At 70.1% G+C, this 24,717-nt stretch carries 18 protein-coding genes and 1 other RNA gene; 8 read left to right on the top strand and 11 right to left on the bottom strand.

Annotated features, from left to right (window positions below; translation table 11 throughout):
- Positions 1–105 precede the first annotated feature (105 nt).
- Positions 106–1,113, bottom strand: coding sequence for a LysR family transcriptional regulator (locus C6Y14_RS08380; RefSeq protein WP_107015912.1), 1,008 nt, complete (start codon positions 1,111–1,113; stop codon positions 106–108).
- Between the two features lie 83 nt (positions 1,114–1,196).
- On the opposite strand from C6Y14_RS08380, the gene C6Y14_RS08375 reads away from it, so the two are divergent.
- From C6Y14_RS08375 to C6Y14_RS08345, 7 genes are all read left to right on the top strand, one after another.
- Positions 1,197–2,483 (top strand): MFS transporter, encoded by a 1,287-nt coding sequence (locus C6Y14_RS08375; RefSeq protein WP_107015911.1) that lies wholly within the window; start codon positions 1,197–1,199, stop codon positions 2,481–2,483.
- 650 nt (positions 2,484–3,133) lie between these two features.
- Positions 3,134–4,411 carry an ABC transporter substrate-binding protein gene (locus C6Y14_RS08370; protein WP_450152389.1) on the top strand — a complete coding sequence of 426 codons (1,278 nt, stop codon included), beginning with the start codon at positions 3,134–3,136 and terminating at the stop codon, positions 4,409–4,411.
- Entirely contained in the window at positions 4,408–5,388 is a 981-nt protein-coding gene (locus tag C6Y14_RS08365) for a carbohydrate ABC transporter permease (protein WP_107015909.1), read from the top strand. Before C6Y14_RS08370 ends, C6Y14_RS08365 begins: the two co-directional genes overlap by 4 nt.
- A 43-nt stretch (positions 5,389–5,431) precedes the next feature.
- Positions 5,432–6,253 (top strand): carbohydrate ABC transporter permease, encoded by an 822-nt coding sequence (locus C6Y14_RS08360; protein WP_107015908.1) that lies wholly within the window; start codon positions 5,432–5,434, stop codon positions 6,251–6,253.
- 11 nt (positions 6,254–6,264) lie between these two features.
- A complete protein-coding gene (gene yicI / locus C6Y14_RS08355; protein ID WP_107015907.1) occupies positions 6,265–8,532 on the top strand; it encodes an alpha-xylosidase in 2,268 nt (755 codons plus the stop codon).
- 2 nt (positions 8,533–8,534) lie between these two features.
- Positions 8,535–9,539 carry a LacI family DNA-binding transcriptional regulator gene (locus C6Y14_RS08350; RefSeq protein ID WP_107015906.1) on the top strand — a complete coding sequence of 335 codons (1,005 nt, stop codon included), beginning with the start codon at positions 8,535–8,537 and terminating at the stop codon, positions 9,537–9,539.
- Between the two features lie 31 nt (positions 9,540–9,570).
- Positions 9,571–12,510 carry a glycoside hydrolase family 3 protein gene (locus C6Y14_RS08345; protein ID WP_107015905.1) on the top strand — a complete coding sequence of 980 codons (2,940 nt, stop codon included), beginning with the start codon at positions 9,571–9,573 and terminating at the stop codon, positions 12,508–12,510.
- Between the two features lie 61 nt (positions 12,511–12,571).
- Here the strand turns inward: C6Y14_RS08345 and dacB are convergent, their stop codons facing one another.
- The 6 genes from dacB to ftsE form a co-directional block, all read right to left on the bottom strand.
- On the bottom strand, positions 12,572–14,185 hold the full coding sequence (gene dacB / locus C6Y14_RS08340) for a D-alanyl-D-alanine carboxypeptidase/D-alanyl-D-alanine endopeptidase (protein WP_107015904.1): 1,614 nt from the start codon (positions 14,183–14,185) through the stop codon (positions 12,572–12,574).
- Positions 14,186–14,269: 84 nt separating this feature from the next.
- Positions 14,270–14,658, bottom strand: a transfer-messenger RNA (tmRNA) gene (gene ssrA / locus C6Y14_RS08335).
- A 151-nt stretch (positions 14,659–14,809) separates the two neighbouring features.
- Positions 14,810–15,343 (bottom strand): SsrA-binding protein SmpB, encoded by a 534-nt coding sequence (gene smpB / locus C6Y14_RS08330; RefSeq protein ID WP_199854702.1) that lies wholly within the window; start codon positions 15,341–15,343, stop codon positions 14,810–14,812.
- A 105-nt stretch (positions 15,344–15,448) separates the two neighbouring features.
- A complete protein-coding gene (locus C6Y14_RS08325; RefSeq protein WP_107015902.1) occupies positions 15,449–16,615 on the bottom strand; it encodes a S41 family peptidase in 1,167 nt (388 codons plus the stop codon).
- Between the two features lie 67 nt (positions 16,616–16,682).
- The gene (gene ftsX / locus C6Y14_RS08320) at positions 16,683–17,600 is read right to left on the bottom strand and encodes a permease-like cell division protein FtsX (protein WP_107015901.1); all 918 of its coding nucleotides are present in this window, start codon (positions 17,598–17,600) and stop codon (positions 16,683–16,685) included.
- A gap of 46 nt (positions 17,601–17,646) precedes the next feature.
- Positions 17,647–18,336: a cell division ATP-binding protein FtsE gene (gene ftsE / locus C6Y14_RS08315; RefSeq protein ID WP_107015900.1), complete on the bottom strand. Its 690-nt coding sequence runs from the start codon at positions 18,334–18,336 to the stop codon at positions 17,647–17,649.
- A gap of 368 nt (positions 18,337–18,704) precedes the next feature.
- Here ftsE and C6Y14_RS08305 point away from each other — a divergent pair, with 368 nt between their 5' ends.
- Positions 18,705–18,899 (top strand): hypothetical protein, encoded by a 195-nt coding sequence (locus tag C6Y14_RS08305; protein WP_107015898.1) that lies wholly within the window; start codon positions 18,705–18,707, stop codon positions 18,897–18,899.
- A gap of 106 nt (positions 18,900–19,005) precedes the next feature.
- Here C6Y14_RS08305 and C6Y14_RS08300 read toward each other — a convergent pair whose 3' ends face one another.
- The 4 genes from C6Y14_RS08300 to C6Y14_RS08285 all read right to left on the bottom strand — a co-directional run bounded on the left by C6Y14_RS08300 (position 19,006) and on the right by C6Y14_RS08285 (position 24,517).
- On the bottom strand, positions 19,006–19,659 hold the full coding sequence (locus tag C6Y14_RS08300; RefSeq protein ID WP_107015897.1) for a hypothetical protein: 654 nt from the start codon (positions 19,657–19,659) through the stop codon (positions 19,006–19,008).
- Positions 19,660–19,973: 314 nt separating this feature from the next.
- The gene (gene prfB / locus C6Y14_RS08295; RefSeq protein ID WP_107015896.1) at positions 19,974–21,080 is read right to left on the bottom strand and encodes a peptide chain release factor 2; all 1,107 of its coding nucleotides are present in this window, start codon (positions 21,078–21,080) and stop codon (positions 19,974–19,976) included.
- Between the two features lie 341 nt (positions 21,081–21,421).
- Entirely contained in the window at positions 21,422–22,663 is a 1,242-nt protein-coding gene (locus C6Y14_RS08290) for a protein kinase domain-containing protein (protein WP_107015895.1), read from the bottom strand.
- Positions 22,664–22,828: 165 nt separating this feature from the next.
- Positions 22,829–24,517 carry a serine/threonine-protein kinase gene (locus C6Y14_RS08285; RefSeq protein WP_107015894.1) on the bottom strand — a complete coding sequence of 563 codons (1,689 nt, stop codon included), beginning with the start codon at positions 24,515–24,517 and terminating at the stop codon, positions 22,829–22,831.
- Positions 24,518–24,717: the final 200 nt, after the last annotated feature.

Genomic DNA, 24,717 nt, shown 5'->3' with positions numbered 1-24,717 from the left:
CGTCATCGTCCGGAACCGGACCCCCACCCGGTCCGAGCGCCCCCTTTATCACACTGCACCCGGGCCACGAATGTATCGCACGTAGCCATGAGTGAGGGTTCTGTGTCAGATCCGACTCATCATGATGAGTGCATCCGTGGCCGGAATCCACCCCTCGGAAGGGCGTTCCAGCCATCCCTCGTCCGCAGCGAGTCGCCTCGCCGCAGCCCTCAATGCCGCAACTCCACGATGCACCAGACCCTTCCGCCACACCAAAGACACCGGTGACAACGGGACAGGGTCCACGAGGGGACGAAGCGTTGAACCCGGCATGGCCGGAAAGTCCACGACGGCCAGAACAGGAGTTCGAGTCTTGGTCATGATCCTTCGGAACTCCTCGGTGCCGACGGCCAGCGGCGCGGGCGCGGCCACCTCGATCCCGCGTCCCTCGAAAAGCTGACGGGCGAGGGCGGTCCATTCGAGCGTCCGGGGGTTCCCGGCACCCGCGTACACCTGCTCCCCCGCGAGGGCGTCGAGCGGTACGGCGTCCAGCGCGGCCAGGTGATGGCCCTCTGGCAGGACGACGGCCATCCGCTCGTACCGCACGGGCTGCTGCTCCAGGCGGGCGCGCACGGCCGGGTCGAGGCCCGCGAACCGGCCGAAGGACGCGTCGAGGCGGCCGGCCAGCAGCTCGGCCGCCGCACCCGTGAGGCCGCTCTCGAAGCGGGCCATCAGTTCGCAGTCGGGGGCCAGTTCGCGGGCCAGGTCCAGGATCCGCCCGGAGACCAGGCCCGGACTGTTCACGTCCACGAGCAGGGGCCGCTCGACTTCCGCCCTGCCGTACGGGCCGGTCCGCCCGAAGGCCGCGAGCAGATCGTCCTGCGCCTCCAGGGCCCGCCGCGCGTGGGGCAGCAGCCGCTCGCCGTCGGGGGTGAGCGTCACCTGCCGGGTGGTGCGTACGAAGAGGTCGGCGCCCAGTTCCCGCTCCAGGCGCCGGATGTCCCGGCTGAGGGCCTGCTGGGCGACGTACAGGCGGGCGGCCGCGCGTGTGAAGTGCAGCTCCTCCGCCACGGCGAGGAAGGCGCGCAGCAGGCGGGGGTCGAGGTGCGAGGAGTACGAGGGATGGGCGGGCATCGGGCGAACTTACAACGTGAGTGCGTGAATCGGTACGGAAGAGGTGTTGGACCCCGCACGGCGGGCCGGGCGAACGTTGATCCATGCCGCCCAGCCAGCCCTCGCAGCACTCCCCCTCGCCCTGCTCCCCGCCCCCTCCCTCGCGGAATCCCTACCGGCGACTTTTCGCCATTCCTGGAACCCGGGCGTTCACGATCGGGAATCTCGTCGCCCGGCTCCCCATGGGCATGTTCAGCGTGAGTGCCGTGATCATGATCGCGGGGACGCGGGGGTCGTACGCACTCGCCGGTGCCGTCACCGCGACCGGGCTGGCGGCGACGGCGGTCGTCGCGCCCTGGACGGCACGGCTCGTCGACCGGCACGGGCAGGCGAGGATCGCCGTTCCCGCGACCGCCGTCGCCGCACTCGGCTCGCTCGCGCTGCTGCTGTGCGTACGCCTCGGGGCGCCGGACTGGACACTGTTCGCGGCGTACGCGGCGACGGCGACCACGCCCAACACGGGAGGCATGTCGCGGGCACGCTGGGCTCATCTCCTCAAGGGGGACGCGGACCGGCTGCACACCGCGAACTCCTTCGAGCAGGCCGTGGACGAGCTGTGCTTCATGTTCGGACCCGTACTGGCCGCGCTGCTGTGCGGGGCGCTGTTCCCGGAGGCGGGCACGCTCGTCGCGGTCGTCCTGCTGCTGACCGGCGTGCTGGTGTTCAGCGCCCAGCGCTCCACGGAACCGCCCGCGCGGGGCCGTACGGGCGCCGGGTCCGCGTCCCCGCTCCGGGCGCCCGGAATCCCTCCGCTGCTGATCGGATTCCTCGCCACGGGTGCGGTGTTCGGGTCCATGGAGGTGGTGACGATCGCGTTCGCGGACGCACAGGGACACCGGGCGGCGGCGGCCGGAATCATACTCGCCCTTCAGGCGGCCGGATCATGTGCGGCGGGGCTGCTGTACGGGGTGCTGCGGCTGGGCGGGTCGGCGGAACGGCGGTTCCTGCTCAGTGTGGGCGCGATGGCTCCGCTGATGTGCCTGCCACTGCTGGCGGCGACGCTCGCAGGTGGAGGACTCGTGACGCTCGGTCTCGCGCTGCTGCTCGCGGGGATGGCTACCGCGCCGACGATGGTCACGGCGATGACGCTGCTGCAGCACCGGACGCCGGAGGGGCGGCTGAACGAGGGGATGACGTGGGCGGTGACGGGGCTGTTGGGCGGGATCGCCTGCGGGTCCGCGGTGGGTGGGCTGGTGGTGGAGCGGGGGTCGGCTGAGGCCGGGTACGTGGTGCCGGTCGGGGCGGCGACGACGGCGCTGCTGATCGCACTGGCGACGGCCCGCGCGGGGTGGTCGGCCGCGCCCTCTGTAACCGGGCCGCACACCACCTGACCGCCGGTGGGGGCTGATCGCGCAGTTCCCCGCGCCCCTAAAAACGGGCCGCATCCCACCTGGCCGCCCGGCGAGGGTTGCTCGCGCAGTTCCCCGCGCCCCTAAAAACGGGCCGCATCCCACCTGACCGCCCGGTGGGGGTTGCTCGCGCCGTTCCCCGCGCCCCTGAAAGCGGCTGCGCCGCTCCAGGGCCCCGTCAGGGGCGCGGGGAACTGCGCGGGTGACCCCCACCGGTCCGCACGCACGAACACAACGCGGCGCAGCCGCTTTTCAGGGGCGCGGGGAACTGCGCGGCCCACCCCCACCGGCCCGCACCGTACGCACCGACCCACGCGGCGCAGCCGCGTCGAAAGGGGCGCGGGGAACTGCGCGACCGGCCCCCACCGGCCCGCACCGCGCCGGACAACCCCCGGCGGGGCAACCCCCGGTCGACCCGCCGAACGTCCGCTTCAATTCGCGCGCACCCCATTGACTCCCCCGGAGCCCCCACATACGTTCCCCCGTCGAAGCGCTTCGACGACCCCCGTCGAATCGATTCGACGCGCACCGTGCGAGCGGCAAGCGTCGCGCGGTGAGTGCGAGGTCCGATACCCGTCCGACTCCCCCGGAGGCACAGGATGTTGACGGCACGAAGGCGAAGGCGCAGGCGCATGATGGCGGCGGCAGCCGCGGTGGTGAGCACCACCCTGCTGCTGGCCTCCTGCGGTGACTCGGACAGCGGGTCCGGCGACGACGGCAAGACGCTCAAGCTGTGGCACTACGAGAGCCCGGACAGCGCCATGGCGGTCGCCTGGAACGCGGCCATCGACGAGTTCGAGAAGACTCACCCGGGCGTCAAGGTGAAGTTCGAGGAGAAGGGTTTCGAGCAGATCCAGAAGACCGCCCCGATGGTCCTCAACTCCGATGACGCGCCCGACCTCATGGAGTACAACAAGGGCAACGCGACGGCCGGCCACCTCTCCCAGCAGGGCCTGCTCACGGACCTGTCCGCGGAAGTGACGAAGCGCGGCTGGGACAAGAAGCTCAGCGCGGGCGTGCGTACGACCAGCCAGTACGACGCCAAGGGCGTGATGGGCTCCGGCAAGTGGTTCGGGATACCGAACTACGCCGAGTACACGATGGTGTTCTACAACAAGGACCTCTTCAAGAAGTACGGCGTCGAAGAGCCGAAGACGTTCGGTGAACTGACCGCCGCCATGGACACGTTCGTCGACGAGGGCGTCACCCCGCTGGCCAACGCGGGCGCCGAGTACGTGGCCCACCAGTACCTCTACCAGCTCGCGCTGTCGAAGGCGGACCGCGCCTGGGTGGACTCGTACCAGCTCTACAAGGGCGAGCCGGACTTCCACGACGCCGCCTGGACGTACGCCGCCGAGACCTTCGCGGACTGGGTGAAGAAGGGCTACATCAGTAAGAAGACCACCAGCGCGAAGGCTGAGGACGCCGGGGTCTCCTTCATGCAGGGCAAGAGCCCGATCCTGTTCTCCGGCAGCTGGTGGTTCGGCCGGTTCGCCGCGGAGAACAAGTTCGACTGGGGCACGTTCCTGTGGCCGGACTCGAACCTCACCCTCGGCTCGGGCGGCAACCTGTGGGTGGTCCCCAAGGGTGCCGGGAACAAGGAACTGGCGTACGACTTCATCGACATCACCATGTCGAAGAAGATCCAGAACCTGCTCGGCAACAAGGGTGGCGTCCCGGTGGCCGCCGATCCCGCCGCCATCACGGACCCGCGTTCCAAGGGCCTCATCGCCAACTTCAACACGCTCTCCGAGCGCGACGGTCTGGCGTTCTACCCCGACTGGCCGGCCCCCGGCTTCTACGACGTCCTCGTCTCCGAGACCCAGAAGCTGATCACGGGGAGCGCGAAGCCGGACGCCTACCTGGACGCGGTGAAGGCCGCGTACGACAAGGGCGTACAGGACCGATGACGTTCACCGTCGAGAAGCGGGGCGGGCGGAGGAGCGCAACTGTCGAAGCGCGTCACCATTCCGCCGGGAAACCTCGCCGTCCCCGCGACTCCTATGCCCTCTTTCTCCTCCCCGGTTCCCTCGCCTTTCTCGTGATCGTCGTCGTGCCCTTCCTGATGAACACAGGTGTGAGTTTCACGGAGTGGCAGGGCGTCGGCAGCCCGAAGTGGACCGGGCTCGCCAACTACCGGGAGCTGATGGACGACGCCGAGTTCTGGGCGTCGTTCCGGCACAGCCTGTTCATGGTCGTCTCGATGGCGGTCGTACCGACCGTCCTCGGGCTGGTCCTGGCCGCGGCGCTCTTCGACTTCGTCGGCAAGCACTTCGGCAGCAGGACGGCCGCCGTGCTGCGGGCCTGCTTCTATCTGCCGCAGGTGCTGCCGATCGCGGTCGCGGGCATCGTGTGGAGCTGGATCCTCGCGCCCGAGAACGGTTCGCTGAACGAACTGCTGAAGGCGGTCGGGCTGGGGAGCCTCCAGCAGGACTGGCTCGGCGATCCCGACCTCGCGCTCTACAGCGTGATGGGCGTGATGGTCTGGGTGCAGCTCGGCTTCCCGCTGGTGATCTTCATGGCGGGTCTGCAACGCGTGGACCCGCAGCTGTACGAGGCCGCCGAACTGGACGGCGCCGGCTGGTGGCGGCGGTTCTGGCACGTCACGCTCCCGCAGATCAGGCCCGAGATCTACGTCGTGCTGCTCTGGTGCACGATCGCCGCGCTCAAGGTGTTCGGCGCGGTGTACGTGCTCACCAAGGGCGGACCGGGCGGGGCCACGGACGTGCCCTCGTACTTCTCGTTCACCACGTTCTTCGAGAAGACGCAGGTCGGGTACGGCGCCGCGATCTCGACCGTCCTCACCGTGATCGTCCTGCTGCTGGCCGTGGTCGGCCTGAAGCTCCAGACCCGTGCCGAGGACGCCGAACAGGGAGTCGTGCGATGAGCAGTACCGAGCGAGGAGCAGTCGCGCAGGGAGTGAGCGCCTCATGACCGCCCTCCGCCGTTACCCCGTCCTCCTCGCCCTGGTCATCGGGGCCCTGTTCATGGTCCTGCCGTTCCTGATCGTCACCGTCAACGCGGTGAAGTCGCCTGCCGAGTACTCGGCGAACGGCCCGCTGAGCCTCCCCGAGGGCGTCTACCTCGACGGGCTGAAGGACTTCTGGGAACGCGTCGACTTCGGGCAGAAGCTCGTCAACTCGGTGATCATCAGCGGGTCCGTCGCCCTCGGTGCCGTCGTCCTCTCCGTCCTCAACGCGTACGCGATCGGCATCGGCCGGATCAAGGGGCGCACCTGGGTGCTCGCCTTCTTCGTGCTGGCGAACATGCTGCCGCAGGAGGCGCTGGTCTACCCGGTCTACTACCTGAGCAAGGAAGCCGGCCTGTACGACACCAGGCTGAGCGTGATCATCGTCTTCACCGTGATCCAGGCCGCGTTCGGCACGTATCTGCTCGCCTCGGTCCTCGGACAGTTCCCGCGCGAGATCATCGAGGCCGCCCGGATCGACGGCGCGAACAAGTGGCAGGTGCTCTGGCGGATCGTGGTGCCCGTCAGCCGGCCCACCATCGGCGTGCTCCTGGTCTTCTTCTTCATCTGGACCTGGAACGAGTTCCTGCTCCCCCTGGTGATGCTGATCTCCAACGACAACCAGACCGTGTCGGTGGCGCTCGGCGTCCTCCAGGGCCAGCGCCTGATGGACGCCACGATGACGAACGCCGCTGCCCTCCTGGGCGTCCTGCCCGCCATCGTCTTCTTCCTCGTCTTCCAGCGGACGCTCACCCGCGGCATCGCCGTGGGTGCCGTCAAGTAAGGGGTGCGCGCGTGAAGTTCACCGACGGCTACTGGCTGCTGCGCGAGGGTGTGACGGCCGCCCATCCGGTCGAGGTCCTCGATGTGAGCGCCGGGTCCGGGGCCCTGGAGATCCACGCGCCGACCCAGCCCATCCGTCACCGCGGCGATCTGCTGAAGGGACCGGTCGTGACCATCGGCGCACACGCCCCGATGCCCGACGTCATCGGCGTCACGTTCACCCACTTCGAGGGCGAGGAGCCCAGGGGACCGCAGTTCGAGCTCAACCGGCTCGGCGGGGAGGAGTTCACGGCCCACGCCGAGTACGACGACGACTCCGCGACCCTCACCGCCGGCGCCCTGTCGGTGCGTGTGAGCCGCACAGGACCGTGGCATGTGGACTTCCTCGCCGACGGCCGCACCCTGACCAGCAGCGGCCCCAAGGGCATGGGCATCATGCGCGACACCGGCAGCGGCAGCCACTACCTGCGGGAGCAGTTGAACCTCGGCGTCGGCACGCATGTCTTCGGGCTCGGCGAGCGGTTCGGGCCGCTGGTGAAGAACGGCCAGGTCGTCGACATGTGGAACGCCGACGGGGGCACGGCCACCGAACAGGCGTACAAGAACGTGCCGTTCTATCTGACGGACGCGGGCTACGGCGTCTTCGTGGACCATCCGGGCCGGGTGTCGTTCGAGGTCGGTTCGGAGGCGGTGTCGCGGGTCCAGTTCAGCGCCGAGACCCAGCAGCTGACGTACTACGTGATCTACGGGCCCACGCCCAAGGACATCATCCGCAAGTACACGGCCCTCACCGGCCGCCCGGCGCTGCCGCCCGCCTGGTCGTTCGGGCTGTGGCTGTCGACGTCCTTCACGACCTCCTACGACGAAGCCACCGTCAGCTCCTTCATCGACGGCATGAAGGAGCGCGAACTCCCCCTCTCCGTCTTCCACTTCGACTGCTTCTGGATGCGCGAGTTCAACTGGTGCGACTTCGAGTGGGACCCGCGGGTCTTCCCGGACCCCGAGGGAATGCTGGCCCGCCTCAAGGAGCGCGGGCTGCACATCAGCGTGTGGATCAACCCGTACATCGCGCAGCGCTCCCCGCTCTTCGCGGAGGGCAAGGCGCTCGGGCATCTGCTGCGGCGGCCCGACGGCAGTGTCTGGCAGTGGGACCTGTGGCAGCCGGGCATGGCGCTCGTCGACTTCACCAGTGAGGCCGCCCGCGAGTGGTACGCGGCGAAGCTGGAGGCGCTGCTCGCGCAGGGCGTCGACTGCTTCAAGACCGACTTCGGGGAGCGGGTCCCGCTCGACGTGGCGTACGCGGACGGCGGCGACCCCGAGCGGATGCACAACTACTACACGTACCTCTACAACCGGACCGTCTTCGACGTGCTGCGCAAGCACCGCGGGGAGGGCGAAGCGGTCGTCTTCGCGCGCTCGGCGACCGCGGGCAGCCAGAAGTTCCCGGTGCACTGGGGCGGCGACTGCGAGGCCACGTACGCGTCGATGGCGGAGTCGCTGCGCGGCGGACTGTCCCTCGGCCTCTCCGGGTTCGGCTACTGGAGCCATGACATCGGCGGCTTCGAGGGCACCCCGACCCCCGCCCTCTTCAAACGCTGGCTCGCCTTCGGTCTGCTCTCCTCGCACAGCCGTCTGCACGGCAGCTCCTCGTACCGGGTGCCGTGGCTCTTCGACGAGGAGTCCGTGGACGTCCTGCGCCTGTTCACCCGCCTGAAGCTGCGCCTCATGCCGTACCTGTACGAGGCCGCCCGCACCGCGCACGCCCAGGGGGTGCCGGTGATGCGCGCCATGGTCCTCGAATTCCCGGACGATCCCGGGTGCGCGCATCTGGAACGGCAGTACATGCTCGGCCCCGACCTGCTGGTGGCGCCGGTGTTCTCCGACGACGGGGACGTGTCGTACTACGTGCCGGAGGGCACCTGGACGCACTTCCTGACCGGACGCACGGTGACCGGGCCCCGCTGGGTGCGCGAGACGCACGGCTTCTCCAGCGTGCCGCTCCTCGTCCGGCCGGGCGCGGTGATCCCGGTGGGTTCCGTCGAGGACCGCCCCGACTATCCGTACGCCGACGGGGTCACCCTCCACGCGTACGGTCTGGCGCGCGGCGCGCAGGTCACGGTGCCCGTCGACGGGGTGACCTTCACCGTCGTACGGGAGGGCGACACCCTGCGCGCGTCGTCGAGCGACCCGAAGGCGCCCTGGGCCCTGGCGGCGGGCGACCGGACCGCACGGGCGGCGGCCGGGACCGGGTTCCTGTCCCTGGAACTGGAGCGGGGCTGAGCATGGTGAAGATCACCGATGTGGCCCGGCACGCCGGGGTGTCCCCCAGCACCGTCTCGTACGCGCTGAGCGGCAAGCGGCCTATCTCCGAGGAGACCCGGCAGCGCGTCGAGGACAGCATCCGCGAGCTGGGCTACCGGCCGCACGCCGGCGCCCGCGCCCTCGCGAGCAGCCGGTCGAACGTGCTGGCGCTCGTGGTCCCGCTGCGGGCCGGCATCCACGTACCGGTCGTCATGCAGTTCGCGGTGTCCGTGGTGACGGCCGCCCGCCGCCACGACCACGACGTGCTGCTGCTCACCCAGGAGGAGGGCGAGGAGGGGCTGCGGCGGGTCGCGGACACCGCCCTCGTGGACGCGCTGATCGTGATGGACGTCCAGCTCCACGACCGGCGGCTGCCGTTGCTGCGCGGCCTGGACCGGCCGTCGGTCCTCATCGGCTTCCCGGCCGAACCCGCCGGACTGACCTGCATCGACCTGGACTTCAAGGCGGCGGGCGAGCTGTGCGTCGAGCATCTGGCGGGGCTCGGCCACCGCGTGATCGGCCTGGTGGGCTCACCGCCCGAGGTGTACGTGCGCGAGACCGGGTTCGCCCAGCGGGTGGTCCAGGGTTTCACCGCCGCGGCCGACCGCAACGGCCTCTCCTCCTCGGTCCACCCGTGCGAGGCGGACCCCGCGGCGGCCCGGCAGATCGCCGAGCAGCTGTTGCGGGAACGGCCCGCCCTGACGGGCGTCGTGGTCCACAACGAGCCGATCCTCGAACCGCTGATCGACGCCTTCGAAGCGCTCGGCTTACGGGTCCCGGGCGATCTGTCGGTCACCGCGATCTGCCCGGACGAACTGGCCGGACGCGTCCGCGTGCCCGTCACCTCCATCGCCATCCCGGCCGCCGAGGTGGGCGCCGGATCGGTGGAACTGCTGATGAAGAAGCTGGGCGGTGCGCCGGTACCGCAGGCCACGCTGCTGCCACCCCGGCTGACGCTACGGGCCAGCACCCGGCCGCGCCCCTGACCTGTAAGGCCCCCACCGAAGGAGCCGTGAAATGAAAGGCAAGAGAAACAGCAGAAGACCACGCATCACGCTCGTCCTCGCCCTGGTCGCCGGCCTCGGCGTCACCGCGCCCGCCACCGCCGCACCGGCTGCCGCCGCCGGCCAGGCATACCCCTTCCGCGACCCCCGCCTCCCCGTCGACCGCCGCGTCGACGACCTTCTCTCCCGGCTCACCCTCGACGAGAAGGTCTCCCTGCTCCACCAGTGGCAGCCCGCGATCCCCCGCCTGGGCATCCAGGCGTTCAAGACCGGTACCGAGGCTCTGCACGGGGTCGCCTGGCTCGGCGAGGCCACCGTCTTCCCGCAGGCCGTGGGCCTCGCCTCGACCTGGGACCCCGCCCTGATCCGCCGGGTCGGCTCGGCGGTCGGCGACGAGACCCGCGGCTTCCAGCAGGAACGTCCGACCGGCTGGGGCCTCAACCTGTGGGCGCCCGTGGTCAACCCGCTGCGCGACCCGCGCTGGGGCCGCAACGAGGAGGGCTACTCGGAGGACCCGTACCTCACGAGTTCGATGGCGACGGCGTACGGCACCGGTCTGACCGGCGGTGATCCCGAGCATCTGAAGACGGCGCCCACGCTCAAGCACTTCCTCGGCAACAACAACGAGGCCGACCGCACGACCACCTCCTCCGACCTGCGCCCGAGGGTGCTGAAGGAGTACGAGGAGCAGGCGTTCCGGCCCACGATCGAAGCCGACGCGGCGACGGGCGTGATGTCCTCGTACAACCTCGTCAACGGCCGCCCCGCCACGGTGAATCCGGCGCTCGACGACGACGTACGCACCTGGACCTCGCAGGACCTGCTGAACGTGACCGACGCCTACGCGCCCAACAACCTGATCGGCACCGGCAGTCAGAAGTACTACGACACCCTGGCCGAGGGGAACGCGGCGGCGCTGAAGGCGGGCATCGACAGTTTCACGACGGACGACACGAACTCCGTACCGACGACCACGGCCGTCACATCGGCGCTGGCCGACGGTCTGCTGAAGGAGTCGGACGTCGACACGGCGGCCGGGCACGTCCTCGACATCCGGGTGCGGCTCGGCGAGTTCGACCCGGGCGGCGGCAGGTACGGGTCCATCGACAAGTCGGTGGTCAACAGCCCGGCGCACCGGAAACTCGCGCGGCAGGCGGCGGCCGACGCGGCCGTGCTCCTGAAGAACGCGGGCGGCGCCCTGCCACTGAAGGCCGCCGCGAAGGACGTGGCCGTCGTCGGCCCGCTCGCCGACACCCTCTACACCGACTGGTACTCGGGCACGCTCCCGTACGCGGTCAACCCGAAGGCGGGCATCGCCGCGCGGCTCGGCTCCCCCGTGACCGGCAGCGAGGGCGTCGACCGGATCGCGCTGCGGAACACGGCGAGCGGCGCGTACGTCACGGCGGGCACGGACGCCGACGGTGAGGCGCTGAAGGAGAGCGCGGGCGGCGGGACGGCCGCGCAGTTCGACGTGTTCGACTGGGGCGCCGGGATCGTGACCCTGCGCTCGGCCGCGAACGGCAAGTACGTCGGCTACAACTGGTCGAACTTCGTCAACGACCAGGTCCAGCCGAACGGCTGGTTCGTCCAGCAGCAGTTCGCGCTGGAGGAGCAGGCCGACGGTACGTATCTGCTGCGGTACGCGGGCTACGAGACCCGCGAGCCCTGGTGGTCGAACCCGGTCTACCTCGGCCCCACCGGCTCCGACGGCACCCTCGGCCTGGTCGCCAAGTCCGAGGCCGCGCACTACGCGAGGGACGTCGTCCGCAGTGGCACCGAGGAAGCCGTGGCGGCGGTGCGGGGCAAGGACGCGGCGGTCGTGGTGGTCGGGTCCATGCCCGCGATCAACGGGCGCGAGAACGACGACCGCGAGGACATGAGCCTCGCCCCGTCCCAGGAAGCCCTGGTCGAGGCGGTGCGCCAGGCCAACCCGCGCACCGTCGTGGTCGTCGAGAACAGCTACCCGACCACCCTCGGCGCCCTCCAGGAGAAGGTCCCGGCGCTCCTGTGGACCACCCACGCGGGCCAGGAGACCGGCAACGCCCTCGCCGACGTCCTCTTCGGCGACGTGAACCCGGCCGGCCGGCTCACCCAGACCTGGTACCGCTCTGAGGCGGACCTGCCGTCGATCCTGGAGTACGACAACATCAAGTACGACCGCACCTACCAGTACTTCAAGGGCGACCCGCTCTACGCGTTCGGGTACGGACTCTCGTACTCCTCCTTCCGTTACGGGCAGGTGAGGCGCGTCGACGGCGGGTACGAGGTCGCGGTGACGAACACGGGCGGCGGCGCCGGTGACGAGGTCGTGCAGCTCTACACCCACCAGCGCGTCTCCCGCGACAAACAGCCCGTGAAGCAGCTGAAGGCCTTCGAACGGGTCTCGCTGAAGCCCGGCGAGACGAGGACGGTGAGACTGAAGCTGCGCGAGAAGGACCTCGCGCACTGGGACGTCACCCGCTCGAAGTGGGTGGTGGAGAGCGGCACGTACGACGTCCTGGTGGGCGCGTCCTCCGAGGACATCCGCTCCCGTACGACCCTGAAGGCGGCGGGCGAGACCATCCCCGCCCGGGACCTCTCGCGGACCACCCGGGCGGAGAACTTCGACGACTACGAGGGGGTGCGGCTGGTGGACGAGTCCAAGGCGCGGGGCACCGCCGTGGGGGCCTCGCGGGACGGCGCCTGGCTGAAGTTCGCCGACGCCCGACCGGCAGCGGGCGCGCGGGAGTTCAGGGCGCGGGTGGCCGGGGCGGCCGGGAAGGTGGAAGTGCGGCTCGGCTCACCCTCCGGGACGCTCCTCGGAACGGCGACCGTGTCCGGCACGGGGTCCGTCTACACGTACGCCGAGGTGAGCGCCCCGCTGTCGGCCGCCGCCGGTGCTTCGAAGGGCCGCCAGGACGTGTATCTGGTGCTGGGGGACGGCATGCGACTGTCGACGTTCACGCTCCGCTGAGCTGTGGTGATGCGGTGGGGGCGGCGGCGAAGGGCCGCCGCCCCCACCGCGGCTCACTCCCTCAGCACTCCGCCGGCTTGCGCCACGAGCACTCCAGGTCCGTGTTTCGCTCGGCCGAGCGCGCGCTCGGGCCCGTCGGCTTCACGGTCACGGTCGCGTCCGCCGTTGACCGGGCGAGCGTCACCACGATCGCGTCCTCCACCGGCTTCACGGACGCGGCCAGGTAGTTGTTGAGCACGATGCTGTAGACGAGTTCGCGCCCGTCCGCGGCCTTCACATAGCCGGAGAGGGCGGACGCCCCGGTCAGCGAGCCGGTCTTGCCGACCGCGTTGAGGGCCGCGGGCGTCCCGCACATCCGGGTGCGCAGGGTGCCGCCCACGAAACGCTCGGGGGCGCAGGCCACCGGCAGGGAGGCGCGCCAGTCGGCGTACCAGGGCTCGGCCCGTACCGCGAGCAGCAGCTCGGCGAACTGCCCGGCCGTGAGGTTGTTCATCCGGGAGAGCCCGGAACCGTCGACCTGCCGCAGCTTGCCCGTGTCGACGCCGACGCCCTTGAGATAGCCGCTCACGGCGGCGAGCCCGGCACTCCAGCTGCCCTCACCGGAGACCTTCACGCCCATGGCCTTGGTGAGGATCTCGGCGTGCATGTTGTTCGACAGCTTCATGAACGGGATCAGCAGGTCCTTCAGCGGCATGGAGGCGTGCGAGGCGAGGCGCCGGGCCGTCGCGGGGGTGGCGCGGCCGAGCCGGGTCGCCCCGGTCACCTTCACCCCGTGCGCGGTGAGCGCGTCCCGGAACACGGCGGCGGCGTACCCGGTGGGCTCCCACACGCTCACCCACTCCTGGGTGCCGGAGCCGCCGACCGGTGTCGTACCGCTGACGACGATCGTGTTGGTGCCGTGCTCGCGCTCCACGGTGAGGTCGTTCGCCCCGCCCGTGGCGACGGTCGTGGCCCGTACGTCGAAGTCCACGTACGTCGTCCTGGGGGTGACGGTGACCTTCGGCCTGTCACCGGCGGCGGCACCCGGTGCGACCTCGACGATCACCGAGCCGGTGTCGTAGTCGGTGTCCGGGGCGACGCTCAGCGCGCTGATCTGCGCCGAGTAGTACGCGGACTCGTCGTCGGCGGCCCAGGCGCGGCCGAGGCGGTTGCGGTCGAAGCGGGTGTCGTCGGCGAGCAGCCGCCCGTCGACGCGGGTGACGCCCGACGCGGCGACGCGTGCGGCCAGGGTGTCGTAGTCGGCGGCCAGGGCGGTCGGATCGCCGGTGCCGCGCAGATACAGGTCGCCGTTCAGCGTGGAGCCGTGCCGGCGGCCGGTGGTGAGGACGTCCGTGGTGAAGGTGTGGTCGGGGCCGAGGATCTCCATCGCCGCGGCCGAGGTGGGCAGCTTGGTGTTGGAGGCGGGCATCAGGCGCGAGGTCGGTGACCGCTGGTACAGCATGTCCCCGCTCGCGGCCTCGGCGACCACGACGCTCGCCGCCCCGCCCTCCATCCGGCTGTCCCCGAGGACGGTGTCGATGGCCTCCGGCAGCCCGCTCGTGCCCGGGTCGGCTCCGGCGGGTGCGCTCCAGCCGAGCCCGGCGACCAGGACGCCGAGCACCACGCCCCAAGTCCGCGCTCGTCCGAGAGGGTTGTGAGATCTCTTGCCTTGTCCGGCTTCCGCGAGTCGTCTCATGCGACAGCAGCATCCACGACGAAGGCCCCGCTGCCTATGGCAGCGGGGCCTTCGCTTCTGACTGGTCATGCTGTGAACATGGGAAAGTGGAGATGGCGGGAATCGAACCCGCGTCCAACGGTGCAGAATCAGGGCTTCTCCGAGCGCAGTTCGCTTAGATTTTCTCAGCCCCGGAGATCACGCGAACAAGTCTCCGACGGGCTCAGTCACTGTTTGATTTCCCGTCTCACCCCGTGACCGGGTCAGACGGTTTAGTCCCCTTGATTATGCCAGGATCCGGGTCGGGAACACCCCCGGGCTGACACCCATTTAGGGTCCTTCAGTCACTGGTTATTAAGCAGCGAGGGCGAAGGACTGGGAATCGCTCTTGGAATTGGCGATTATTGGTTGCGACATATGGTTAACGAGATCATTGCCGCTTCCTCGGCTCGCTTCCCCTGCTTCGACAGCCGCTGTCGAAACCGATCATCCCCATGTTGTTTTTTCAAAACCCTCCGAAGAGGACCCTCCGAGGAGGGAGTGTGCACCCGCTGTGAGGTGCGTTGCCATCGTACGTGACCAACGCACGTCGATGCCACTGTATTCCCGGCGGCCGGCCACTGCCCGCCGTCGGGGGCCCGCTCGCTACTCGCCGCGCTGCTTGCGCTTGACCGCCGCGATCGCCCGGTCCGACTCACGCCGGTCCTGCTTCTCGCGCAGCGTCTGACGCTTGTCGTATTCCTTCTTGCCGCGCGCGAGCGCGATCTCGGCCTTCGCGCGGCCGTCCTTGAAGTACAGGACGAGGGGCACGATGGTGTGGCCCGTCTCCTCCGACTTCGAGGCCAGCTTGTCGATCTCCTCGCGGTGCAGGAGCAGCTTGCGCTTGCGGCGCGCGGAGTGGTTGGTCCAGCTGCCCTGGCTGTACTCGGGGATGTGGGCGTTGTGCAGCCACGCCTCGTTCCCGTCGATCTGCACGAAGCCGTCGGCCAGCGAGGCACGCCCCTGGCGCAGCGACTTCACCTCGGTGCCGGTGAGGACGAGTCCGGCCTCGTAGACATCGATGATCGCGTAGTCGTGCCGGGCCTTCTTGTTCTGCGCGACGATCTTGCGCTTGCCGTCCTTGGGGCTCGCCTTGGCGCCACCTCCCTGCTTCGGCTGGGATTCCTTCGGTACGTACATGCCCTTGCTCATAGTGCTGGCCATTTTCGCACTACAGGGGGGCCGGAGGGAAAGCCGATTACGCGAAGCGCGGGCCGGTGGCCGCGAGGGCCGTGCGGGAGCCGGTCACTCGGCGTCCCCGAGTCCGCTCAGGACGGTCTCGGCGCGCTCCAGCGCGCCCTCCTCGACCTCCAGGTCGGGGGTGATGCCCCGGGCGTCCACCGTGCGCCCGGAGGGGGTGCGGTAGTGGCCGACCGTCAGTTCGGCGACCGAGCCGTCCGGCAGCCGGCTCGGCATCTGGACCGAACCCTTGCCGAAGGTCCTGGAGCCCACGACGACCGCGCGGCCGCGGTCCTGCAGACCGCCGGTGAGGAGTTCGGCCGCGCTCATCGTGCCGCCGTCCACGAGCGCGACCAGCGGTCTGGTGGTGTCGCCGCCGGGATCGGCGTGCAGGGCCTCCTGGTCGCCGTTCACGTCGTACGTGGCCACCAGGCCGCCGTCGAGGAAGGCGGAGGCGGCGGTGACGGCCTCGGTGACCAGGCCGCCGGAGTTGCCCCGCAGATCGAGGACGATCCCCTCGTCCACGGGCGCGCCGGCCACCGCGGTCCGTACGAGGTCCCCGGAGCCCTTGGTGAAGGCGGCGACCTTGATCACGGTGACGCCGCCGGGGAGTTCGCGCACGCTCACGGAGTCGGTGGACAGCCGCGCCCGGTGCAGGGTCTCGCTCCACGCGCGCGTGCCGCGCTGCAGTCCGAGGTCGACGGCGGTGCCCGCGTCGGCGTCGGTGGCGTCGCCCCGCAGTAAGGAGACGACCTCGGTGACGGGCCTGCCGTCGACGCGGTGTCCGTCGATGCTGCGCAGCCGGTCGCCCTTGCGGATCCCGGCGGTCGCGGCCGGCGAACCCGACTGGACCCGGGTCACCTCGATGCGTCCGCCGCGCTCGCGCCGGGCCCAGAGGCCGACGCCGGTGTACCGGCCGCCGAGAGCTTCCTCGAACTCCTCGTACTCGCCCTGGGAGTAGACGGCGCCCCAGCGGTCGCCGCTGCGGCTGACGGCCCGCTCGGCGGCCTCCACGGGCGACTTGCCGTCGGCCATCGCCTCGGCGGCGGCATCGGCGACGTCGTCCTGGTGGCCGGCCTGTGCGGTACGGGCCGCCGGGGAGACGGATTTCCGGCCCGGGGTGTCGAACGAGCCGGTCGCGGCGCCCGCCGCGAGGACGCTCGCGAAGACCAACGTCAGGGCCGCCCCGCGGCGGACGCGGTGGGGCTGACAGAACAGGTCACGGCCTGACATGCGGGTGAGTCTAGGACAACGAGAAGGGCCGTACCGGCGGTTGCCGGTACGGCCCTCTTGGCATGTGTCACACCTTCAAGTACTTGCGCAACGCGAAGAACGCGGCCAGCGCGGGCATCAGAAGGCTCGTGGCGAGGATCAGCGGCAGCTTCGTGAGAACGGCGTCCCAGCCGATGAAGTTGATCAGATTCAGCTTCTCGGACAGGGCGAGACCGTGGTCGATGATGAAGTACCGCGCGATCACCAGGAAGGCGCAGGCGACACCACCGCCGATCAGTCCGGCGACGGCGGCCTCCATGATGAACGGCGCCTGAATGTAGAAGCCGGAGGCGCCCACCAGGCGCATGATCCCGGTCTCACGCCGACGGCTGAACGCGGAGACGCGCACGGTGTTGACGATCAGCATCAGCGCGACGACGAGCATCATCGCCATCACCGCCCTGGCCGCCCAGTTCATGCCGTTGAGCAGCCCGAAGAGGTTGTCGAGGATGCCCTTCTGGTCCTGCACGGACTGCACGCCGTCACGGCCGTCGAAGGCGGTCGCGATGACCTGGTACTTCTCCGGGTCCGTCAGCTTGACGCGGAAGGACTCCTGCATCTGGTCCGGGGTCAGCGAGGCGGCCAGCGGGGAGTCGCCGAACTGCTCCTTGTAGTGCTTGTACGCCTCGTCGCTCGACTCGTGCGTGACATTGTCGACGACGGACATCTTGCCGAGGTCGGTCTCGATCTGCTTCTTCTGCTCGCTGGTGACCGCTCCCTTGGCGCAGTTGGGATCGGACTCCGCGTCGGACTTGTTGCAGAGGAAGATCGAGACGTTGACCTTGTCGTACCAGTACCCCTTCATCGTGCTCACCTGGTCGCTCATCAGGAGCGAGCCGCCGAACAGGGCGAGGGACAGGGCGACGGAGACGACGACCGCGAAGGTCATCGTGAGATTGCGGCGGAGACCGACACCGATCTCCGACAGAACGAACTGGGCGCGCATGGCGTCTTCTCAGGCCTTTCCGTGGACGGACGCGTGGGACTCGCGGTCAGTGCTGATAGCCGTAGACGCCGCGCGCCTGGTCGCGGACGAGGCGACCCTTCTCCAGCTCGATGACGCGCTTGCGCATCTGGTCCACGATGTTCTGGTCGTGCGTCGCCATCACGACGGTGGTCCCGGTCCGGTTGATCCGGTCCAGCAGCTTCATGATGCCGACGGAGGTCTGCGGGTCCAGGTTTCCGGTGGGCTCGTCCGCGATCAGCAGCTTGGGCCGGTTCACGAACGCTCTCGCGATGGCCACGCGTTGCTGCTCACCGCCGGACAGCTCGCCGGGCATCCGGTCCTCCTTGCCGCCGAGGCCGACGAGGTCGAGCACCTGGGGCACGGACTTGCGGATCTCGCCCTTGGACTTGCCGATCACTTCCTGCGCGAAGGCGACGTTCTCGGCGACCGTCTTGTTGGGCAGGAGGCGGAAGTCCTGGAACACGGTCCCCAACTGGCGGCGCATCTGCGGCACCTTCCAGTTGGAGATGCGCGCGAGGTCCTTGCCCAGCACGTGCACCTGACCGTGGCTGGCCCGCTCCTCGCGCAGGATCAGCCGCAGGAAGGTGGACTTTCCGGAGCCGGATGACCCCACCAGGAACACGAACTCACCGCGCTCCACCTCCAGGGAGACATCCCGGAGAGCGGGGTGGGTCTGCTTGGCGTAGACCTTGGAGACATTGTCGAATCGGATCACGGATGCACCACAGGCCGTCGGGGGTATGGGGGCTAGATGAGCGTGACCTTACGCGACCTGAGTGCACGCGCGCAGGCGCGGAGACGGGTTGCACAAGGGTTGTGCGCATTTGTACCGGGCACATAAGAGAAGAGGCTTCTCCAGGAAGGGCTCCGCCCCTCCAGGGGCGCGGGGAACTGCGCGACAAGCCCCCACCGCCCCGCAGCCGCGATACGACCCGCAGCCCCCTCCCGAGGCGCCCGAGCCCCCGAAAAGGCATCCACACAGGAACCCGCGCACCTTCCGGAGGAACCTGGCACAGTGGAGAGGGAACGTATCCGTCCCCGAGAGCGTTGTGTCCGTGGAACCGGTGCAAGGAGGGCAAGCGCATGACGTACGACCGGCTGGTGTGCGCGAACTGCGCCGCGCCCGTGAACGAGGGCCGCTGCCCCGTGTGCCGAGCGAACCGCGCACGCCTGCAGAACGAGGGCCCCCTGGGCGGTGGGCTCAACCCCATGACACTGATCGCACTGCTCGCCATCCTGATCGCGGCGGTGGCCCTGCTGGCCCACCAGACCGCGTAGGAGATACGCGTCACAAGGATCACAAGGAAGGGCCCGGAGCCGATGGCTCCGGGCCCTTCCCGCATCACATCTCACACGTCATGCGTCACGCGTCAGGCGTCGTGCGTCAGGCAGCCGCGCCGCGGCCGCTCATGAGGCGCGGCAGCATACGGAAGCCGATGCCGCCGGCGATCATCGTCGCGGCGCCGATCATCAGGTACGTGATGTTCTCGGCGGCGCCGGTCTCGGCCAGCTCACCACCGGTGCCCTGGGCGGAGGTGTCCGAACCGGTGTCGGTCAGGCTCTCCTTGCCGGCACCCTGCTCGACGACGTTGGAGCTGCCGTCGGCGCTGTCGGCGCTGTTGTCGTTGCCACCGCTGCCGCCGTTGCCGCCGCCGCTGCCGTTCTCACTCCCGTTGCCGGGGGTGGTCGGGTCATCGGTGGGGTCCTCGGTCGGCTCCTCCGTGGGCTCGGTGGGCTCCTCGGTGGGGTCGGTGGGCTCCTCGGTGGGCTCCTCGGGGTCCGTGGTGGGGTCCGTCGGGATCACCGTCGGGTCGTCCGTGGGGTCCGCCGGGTCGGTCGGAGGCGGGGTCGTCGGGTCGTCGGCGGAGATACCGACGGCGACGCCGCCCTCGTCGACGCTGGCGCCCACGTTCAGGCCGGCCACGTCGACACCGACGTCGAGCGCCGAGGCGGCACCGGCGGCGGTCAGAGAGGCACCGGCGGCGATCACCGCACCGGCGGCTATCCGCGCGATCCGGATCCGCGTCTTCTTGGTCATCTGGTTGCTACCCCCAGTAGCTCATCGTCAATGGTGCAGCGTCCGGGGCCGCGACCTCGGGGATGGCCCAGTGGGGCCCCCGGTTCACACGCGCCCCAGAAATACGCATGCCACGCGTCAGCTTTCCCATCTTTCAAGACATCGTCAAGGTCGTTGCGACCGCGATGTCCAGATCAAGGTCTTTTGACCGGCGCAGTGTCATGTGAGTGTGATGTAAAACCCACACATCACTCACCAGAGCGCAGCAGAAAGGGCAACTGCCGTCCGGTGGACCGCAGTTGCCCTGTCGACAAAACGACGTACGGAAAAGTCGCTTACTTCTCCTGCTGCTTGCGCCAGCGAATTCCGGCCTCCAGGAAACCGTCGATCTCACCGTTGAAAACGGCCTCGGGGTTTCCGACTTCGCATTCCGTGCGCAGGTCCTTGACCATCTGGTACGGGTGCAGGACGTACGAACGCATCTGGTTGCCCCAGGAGTTGCCGCCGTCGCCCTTGAGCGCGTTCATCTTGGCCTGCTCCTCCTGGCGGCGGCGCTCAAGGAGCTTGGCCTGGAGGACGTTCATCGCGGACGCCTTGTTCTGGATCTGCGAGCGCTCGTTCTGGCAGGAGACGACGATGCCGGTGGGGAGGTGGGTCAGCCGGACCGCGGAGTCGGTCGTGTTGACGCCCTGACCGCCAGGACCCGACGACCGGTACACGTCCACACGCAGCTCGGACTCGTCGATCTCGATGTGGTCGGTCTGCTCGACCACGGGCAGGATCTCGACACCGGCGAACGACGTCTGGCGGCGGCCCTGGTTGTCGAAGGGCGAGATCCGCACCAGCCGGTGCGTGCCCTGCTCGACGGAGAGCGTGCCGTACGCGTACGGGACGTGGACGGCGAAGGTGGTCGACTTGATGCCGGCCTCCTCCGCGTACGAGGTCTCGTAGAGCTCCGTCTTGTAGCCGTGGCGCTCGGCCCAGCGCAGGTACATGCGCTGGAGCTTCTCGGCGAAGTCGGAGGCGTCGACGCCACCGGCCTCGGCGCGGATGGTGACGACGGCCTCACGGGCGTCGTACTCCCCGGACAGGAGTGTGCGGACTTCCATCTCGTCCAGCGCCTTCTTGACGGCGGTGAGCTCGGTCTCGGCCTCGGCACGGGTGTCCGGGTCGTCCTCCTCCTCGGCCATCTCGAACAGCACGCTGAGATCGTCGATACGCCCGCGGAGGTTCTCGGCCTTGCGCACCTCCGCCTGGAGGTGGCTCAGCTTGCTGGTGATCTTCTGCGCCTCATCGGGGTCGTCCCACAGGGACGGCGCCGCCGCCTGCTCCTCAAGCGCGGCGATGTCCGCCCTCAGCTTGTCGAGGTCCAGGACGGCCTCGATCGACTCCATGGTCGAGGAGAGGGACTTGAGCTCTTCGGAAACATCGACGACTGCCACGCCCCCCAGCGTAACGGCTCCGCCAAGTCGGGCGGCCCTGGCCGTGGGCCCCTCGAACGCCGGAGGGGCTGAGGAGCTTCGTCTGCGGGCCCGGTGGGGGCGGGCCGCGCAGTTCCCCGCGCCCCTGGAAACGGGGCTGCGCCCCTATTTCCACCAGGGCAGTCACGGCAAGCCCGGTCCGCACCCCTTCAGCCGAAGCCGGTCCGCACCCCTTCAGCCGAAGCCGGTCCGCACCTCTTCAGGCGAGGCCCGTCCGCGCCCCTTAAGGGGCGCGGGGAACTGCGCAACCGGGGGCCAGGGGGCGGAGCCCCCATGCGGTGACGGGGACCACCCTCCTCCGGTCAGGGAGAGGCCGGGGCCGAACTCTCCTGGTCTGCGGGGGACCCGTCCGCGTCGTCCCCCGACGTCGCCAGCCACGCGCCGCCCCCTATGGCCGCGACGAGCGCCACCCCCGCCACCCCCAGCGTGATCCGCCGCCGCCGAGCGGAAGCGCGATGCCGCGCGGACCCCGGCCGCGGCGCCCCCGCCGCCCGGGGCGCCCGCGCGGTACCCAGCGCGCCCCCCGCCAGCTCGTCGGGCCCCGGCACCCGCATGGACGTGTGCGTGTCCCGGTTCGAGTCCGGCTTGGCCCCCGGTACCAGCGGAACGGCCCCGCGCCGCACCCGCTCCCGCGGAGCCTCCGGCTCGGCCGCGGGCGCCGCGTCCTCGTAGGACCCTTCGGCCTCCCCGTCGGGCTCGTCGACGTCCAGCGGCGGCATCCCGGCGAGCAGCGGGAGCTGCTCGCGCAGCCGTTCCCCCAGTTCGGACGCCCGCAGCCGCGACGCCGGCGCCTTCGCCAGGCACTGCACGAGCAGCTGCCAAAGTTCCTCGGGGATCCCGGGGAGCGGGACGACGGTCTCGGTGACGTGCCGGCGCAGGACGGCTCCCGGATGTCCGCCGCCGAAGGGGGTGAAGCCCGCGAGCAGCTCGTACAGCACGGTCGCCAGCGCGTAGATGTCGACGGCCGCGCGCGGGGGCAGGCCCTCGATGATCTCGGGTGCCAGATAGTCCGGCGTACCGATGATCTTCGTCGCGCGGGTGCGCCGCGGTGAGTCGATGAGTTTGGCGACGCCGAAGTCCGTGAGCAGCGCGGGGTGCGAACCGCCGGGTCCGAGTGGCCCCTGCATGTCGAGCAGCACGTTCTCTGGCTTCACGTCCCGGTGCACGACCCCCGCCGCGTGCGCGGCGGCGAGCCCGTCGGCGACGTCGGCGACGATCGCGACGGCCGCCTCGGGCGCGAGGCGACGCTCGCGGTCGAGCCGGGTCCGCAGGTCCGTGCCGCGGACGAGGTCCATGACGAGGGCGAGGTCGGTGCCGTCGACGACCAGGTCCCGCACGGAGACGACGTGCGGGTGGTCGAGGCCCAGCAGGGCTGTCCTCTCCTGCACGAACCGTCCCACCAGCTCCTGGTCGGACGCCAGGTCCTCGCGCAGCAGCTTGATGGCGACGGGCCCCTCGGGGCCCTCACCCAGCCACACCGTGCCGGCGCTGCCCCGTCCCAGGATCTGGTGCGCGGTGTACCGGCTGCCGATCTTCCGTACCAAGACTGCTCCTACGGGCGCGTGTTGGCGACAAAACTACGCGCCCGGAGCACCAACCTTCACTTCCGGGACGGAAATCACCCCCCAGGTGTCGACAAATCCCCAGAACCGCAGCGCGATTCCGGGGATTCGGAGGGAGCAAGCTCGTGGAACGACTGCTTCAGGAACTCAGTTGAGTCGCCCGACCCACTCGGAGACCTTGCCGTACCAGTCCCCCAACTGCTCCCAGTAGCCCTTCGACGTCCCGATCCAGCCCTGGAGCGGGCTGAACTCCCAGATCGCCCAGCCGGCCACGACCAGGATGAGGATCGTGAACAGGCAGCCCTTGAGGCAGCCGAGTCCGGGGATCTTCATCGGGTTGGCGCTGCGCTGGCGGGGCTCGCGCTGCGGACGCGGCGCGGGCTGCTGGGGCTGCTGCGGCGGCGGGGAGTACCGCTGAGGCTGGGGGGCCTGCTGCTGCGGGGCGTACCCCTGCTGCTGCCCGCCCTGCTGGGGGTAGCCGTACCCCTGCTGGTTCTGCGGCGGCGGCTGGTTGCGCTGCCTGCGCTGTCCGCGCGGCTGCGGTTGCTGGGGCGGCGGCTGCTGCGGCTGCTGCTGGGGCGGCCGGGAGACCTGCCGCTGCGGGCGGCGGCGGAGCGGGTCCTCGTTCGGGTCGAGGTACGACTGGACCTGCGTCGCCTCGTTGCGGTCGCGGGCCGCGCGCAGCTGGTTCTGCCAGGGGTGCGGGTCCTCGGGGCCCGCGCCTGGCTGGTTCGGCGGCACCGGCGGCAGCACGGCCGTCGGGTCGGCCGCGCCGCGATGGGGCAGTACGGCGGTGGGGTCGGCCGCGCCCGCGCCGGTGTGCGGCAGGACGCTGGTCGCGCCGTTCGGGTCGTACGAGGCGGCGCCCTGCGGGAGCACCTGGGTGGGGTCGGCGGCGCCGAACTCGCCCGGTACGGCGGCGGGGGCCGGGTCCGGGGCGAGGAGTACGCCCACGGCCTCGGCGGCGGCGATCTGCGCGGAGTTCGCGTGCACCCCGATGCCCGCGGCGACCGTACGCAGGCCGCGGGCGAGGTTCTCGGCGCTGGGCCGTTCGTCGGGGTTCTTGCGCAGGCAGCGCTCGATGACGGTCCACAGCGGGTCGGGGACCGTGGAGGGCCTGCGGGGCTCGGCGCTCAGGTGCTGGTGGAGGACTTCGAGAGCGGAGCCGCCACCGAACGGCGGACGGCCGGTGACCAGCTCGTACAGCAGGATCCCGGCGCCGTAGATGTCGACGGCGGAGGTCTGCGGGCGGCCCTCGGCGGACTCGGGCGCCACGTACGCGGGCGTGCCGACGAACTCGTGGGTGCGGGTCAGTCCCGGGGAGTCGGCGAGGCGGGCGATGCCGAAGTCCGTCAGCATCGGGTGCATCTGGCCGCCCTGCTGCTGGAGCAGTACGTTCGCCGGCTTCAGGTCGCGGTGCACGACGCCGTCGGCGTGGCTGGCGGCGAGCGCGTCGGCGACCTGGGCGGTGAGGAGAGCCGCGGCGACCGGCGAGAACGGGCCGTTCTCCCGCAGGTAGCGGTGCAGGTCGGGACCGTCGATCAGGTCCATGACCAGCGCCAGCAGATCGCCTTCGACCACGAGGTCCCGTACGCGCACGATGTTCGGGTGGGTCAGGCGGAGCAGGACGGAGCGCTCCCGCAGGAACCGCATCACGATGTCGGGATCGCTCGCGAGCTCTTCCTTGAGGACCTTGATCGCCACGGTCTCGCCGGGCTGACCGGCCACGGCCGCCTCGGCGCCCGCCGCCTCGCGCTGGCTGGCCCGCCAGACGGTGCCCGTGGCGCCGCGTCCGAGCGGCTCCTCCAGGAGGTACTTGCTGCCTACCGGCCGCACGTCATGCGCTCCCTGCTGCTTGCTTGGCTGGTCCGTCCACCGCGCTACGGGTGGTTCCGACCCACTGTAATGCCGACGAACGCGGCTCCGGGTGGTCGTCGTGCCGCGGTTTTCTCCGTCCCGCCCACCCATGCATTACGTGGGGCTTTCCCGTATGTGTTCGATGAAAAGACGCGCGCTTCGGGTGCTTTGGTTGCCGG

The sequence above is a fragment of the Streptomyces dioscori genome (assembly GCF_003024195.1).
GTDB classification, from domain to species: domain Bacteria; phylum Actinomycetota; class Actinomycetes; order Streptomycetales; family Streptomycetaceae; genus Streptomyces; species Streptomyces dioscori.
Note: the sequence above shows the minus strand (reverse complement) of the source record. Positions and strands in the feature narration are given on the sequence as shown.

Excerpts from the sequence above, each read along its gene's own strand:
- C6Y14_RS08380 (WP_107015912.1), bottom strand. The coding sequence starts at position 1,113 with ATGCCCGCCCATCCCTCGTACTCCTCGCACCTCGACCCCCGCCTGCTG.
- C6Y14_RS08375 (WP_107015911.1), top strand. The coding sequence starts at position 1,197 with ATGCCGCCCAGCCAGCCCTCGCAGCACTCCCCCTCGCCCTGCTCCCCG.
- C6Y14_RS08370 (WP_450152389.1), top strand. The coding sequence starts at position 3,134 with ATGATGGCGGCGGCAGCCGCGGTGGTGAGCACCACCCTGCTGCTGGCC.
- C6Y14_RS08365 (WP_107015909.1), top strand. The coding sequence starts at position 4,408 with ATGACGTTCACCGTCGAGAAGCGGGGCGGGCGGAGGAGCGCAACTGTC.
- C6Y14_RS08360 (WP_107015908.1), top strand. The coding sequence starts at position 5,432 with ATGACCGCCCTCCGCCGTTACCCCGTCCTCCTCGCCCTGGTCATCGGG.
- C6Y14_RS08350 (WP_107015906.1), top strand. The coding sequence starts at position 8,535 with ATGGTGAAGATCACCGATGTGGCCCGGCACGCCGGGGTGTCCCCCAGC.
- C6Y14_RS08345 (WP_107015905.1), top strand. The coding sequence starts at position 9,571 with ATGAAAGGCAAGAGAAACAGCAGAAGACCACGCATCACGCTCGTCCTC.
- dacB (WP_107015904.1), bottom strand. The coding sequence starts at position 14,185 with ATGAGACGACTCGCGGAAGCCGGACAAGGCAAGAGATCTCACAACCCT.
- smpB (WP_199854702.1), bottom strand. The coding sequence starts at position 15,343 with ATGTACGTACCGAAGGAATCCCAGCCGAAGCAGGGAGGTGGCGCCAAG.
- C6Y14_RS08325 (WP_107015902.1), bottom strand. The coding sequence starts at position 16,615 with ATGTCAGGCCGTGACCTGTTCTGTCAGCCCCACCGCGTCCGCCGCGGG.
- ftsX (WP_107015901.1), bottom strand. The coding sequence starts at position 17,600 with ATGCGCGCCCAGTTCGTTCTGTCGGAGATCGGTGTCGGTCTCCGCCGC.
- C6Y14_RS08305 (WP_107015898.1), top strand. The coding sequence starts at position 18,705 with ATGACGTACGACCGGCTGGTGTGCGCGAACTGCGCCGCGCCCGTGAAC.
- C6Y14_RS08300 (WP_107015897.1), bottom strand. The coding sequence starts at position 19,659 with ATGACCAAGAAGACGCGGATCCGGATCGCGCGGATAGCCGCCGGTGCG.